This window comes from Vicinamibacteria bacterium (genome assembly GCA_035620555.1).
Taxonomy (GTDB): domain Bacteria; phylum Acidobacteriota; class Vicinamibacteria; order Marinacidobacterales; family SMYC01; genus DASPGQ01.
This window is the reverse complement of sequence record DASPGQ010000215.1, coordinates 1-2,221: the sequence shown is the minus strand read 5'-3', so window position 1 is coordinate 2,221 and position 2,221 is coordinate 1. Positions and strand designations below refer to the sequence as shown.

Annotated in this window: 2 protein-coding genes; both read left to right on the top strand. The window is 62.2% G+C overall.

Translation table 11 applies throughout. The features are described 5' to 3' along the window. The coding region (locus VEK15_08550; GenBank protein HXV60729.1) for a M20/M25/M40 family metallo-hydrolase at positions 1-660 on the top strand (660 nt) is incomplete at its 5' end. A gap of 136 nt (positions 661-796) precedes the next feature. Continuing rightward, positions 797-2,221 (top strand): lytic transglycosylase F (locus VEK15_08545; protein HXV60728.1); only part of this gene is annotated, 1,425 nt, incomplete at its 3' end.

The following is a 2,221-nucleotide window of genomic DNA, read 5'->3' as shown; positions in this document are numbered from 1 at the left end:
TGGGGCGAAGCCGCCAACGACGATGGCTCCGGTACCGCGATCGTCATCGAGTTAGCCCGCATCTTCAACGCGCCCGACGTCCAGACCGAACGCTCGATACGCTTCATTCTCTGGAACAACGAAGAGACCGGGCTCGATGGCAGCCGAGCCTACGTCGAACAACGTGAGGAGCTACAAGGGCGGGAAGACCCTCCCGGCTCCGGTCGGTACCCCGAGCCCAGGTGGCTGGCCATGGTTCAGCACGACATGATGATGTTCGATCACGGAGGCCCGGGACCGGATGGAAAAGTGAGCCGCGACCAGCGGCGGGAGGCGGACGTGAACATCGAGTTCCAGTCGACCGCCGAGCTCGCCGCCGAGGCGCAGGAGTTGGCGTGGTTTTTCAAGGCGGCGAACGAGCGTTACGCGACCGACTATCCGGCAACGGTCGGACCCCATATGACCAACACCGATTCCTCATCGTTCATGAACGTCGTGCCGGCAATCAGCCTGCGGGAGAACGAGCGGGGCGCACAGATTGGAGCCGGATGGGATCCTCACTGGCACCAACCCACCGATGTCTTCTCGACGTTCACCGACGACGACTTTCGACTCGGATTGAACGCCGCGCAGACGACGCTCGCCGCGATCGCGCAGCTGGCGGGGGCAACCATCGAATGATAGCGACGTCGTCATCTCGGTTCCGCGGTCCATGTCGCCTAAGGAGAAAGAAATGAGATCTTGTCGTTTACTGTGGTCTTTTTGTTGCGGTGTCGTGTTTATCGTGGCCTGCGGAACCGCTGAAGAGCCCGCCACCATGGAACAAGCCCAAACCGCGCCGGAGGTCTCCGTCGAAGTCGAGCCGGCACCCGAGGCGGCACCCCTTCCCGCCGGCATCGCTCCCGTCGTCGAGCCGTGGAAGGGAGACCTGAATGGGATGGCCGAGCGCCGCGTGGTGCGGATCCTCACGGTCCAGAGCCCGGTCCTCTATTTTGTGGACCGGGGCCGCGAGCTAGGCTTGACCTACGAGGCGGCGAAAGCATTCGAGACACAGCTAAACGAAACGCTCGGAACGGGTAACGTCAAGGTTCACGTTCTGTTGATGCCGGTCGCCCGGGACGAGCTCATCCCACGCCTCCTCGCGGGCCAGGGCGACATCGCGGCGGCCACGCTCACCGTGACCCCCGAGCGTCTGAAGCTGGTCGATTTCTCCGATCCCTTTGCCGAGGACGTCTCGGAGATCGTCGTGACCGGACCCGGGAGCGCCGATCTCGCTAGTCTTGACGATCTCTCCGGCAAGGAGATTCACGTCCGACTCTCAAGCAGCTACGCGGAGCATCTGAAATCTCTGAACGAGCGCTTCGCCGCCGAGGGCAAGTCTCCGGTTGAGATCGTGCCCGCGGACGAGGTGCTCGAGGACGGGGATCTCCTCGAGATGGTCGCCGCCGGGCTCGTTCCCGCCACCGTCGCGGACAGCTTCATCGTCGATCTCTGGACGGGCGTCTTCCCGGATCTCAAACCTCACCCCGACATCCCTCTCTCGACTGGAGGCGACATCGCCTGGGCGTTCCGTAAAGATAGCCCGAAGCTCGCCGAAGCGGTGAACGCGTTCGTGAAAACACACGAGAAGGGCACGCTTTCTGGAAACATCCTTATTAACAGATACCTGAAGAGCACAAAATGGGTAACGAACGCTCGAAGCGAAGAGGACATCGCCCGCTTCCGCTCGATGATCGATCTGTTCAAGCAGTACGCCGGCCAGTACGATTTCGATTGGCTTCTGATGGCCGCTCAGGGCTATCAAGAGTCGGGTCTCGACCAATCGAAGCGAAGCCATGTCGGGGCCATCGGAGTGATGCAGGTGATGCCGGCGACCGCGAGGGACAAGGCGGTCAATATCCCCGATATCGAGAAGCTCGAGAGCAACATCCACGCCGGGATCAAGTACAACCGGTGGGTCGTGGACAACTTCTACAGCGATCCCGGGATTCGCCGGTTGGACGCCGCTCTCTTGGCCTTCGCCTCCTACAACGCCGGCCCCGGCCGCGTCGCGCAGCTGCGAAAGGAGGCGACCGAGCAGGGGCTCGACCCCAACCGCTGGTTCAACAACGTGGAGCTCATCGCCGCCAAGCGCATCGGCCGCGAGACCGTGCAGTACGTCAGCAACATCTATAAGTACTATCTGGCTTATCAGCTGGTGATGCAGCAGGAGGAGCTGCGGGCGAAGGCGCGGGCCAGCGAA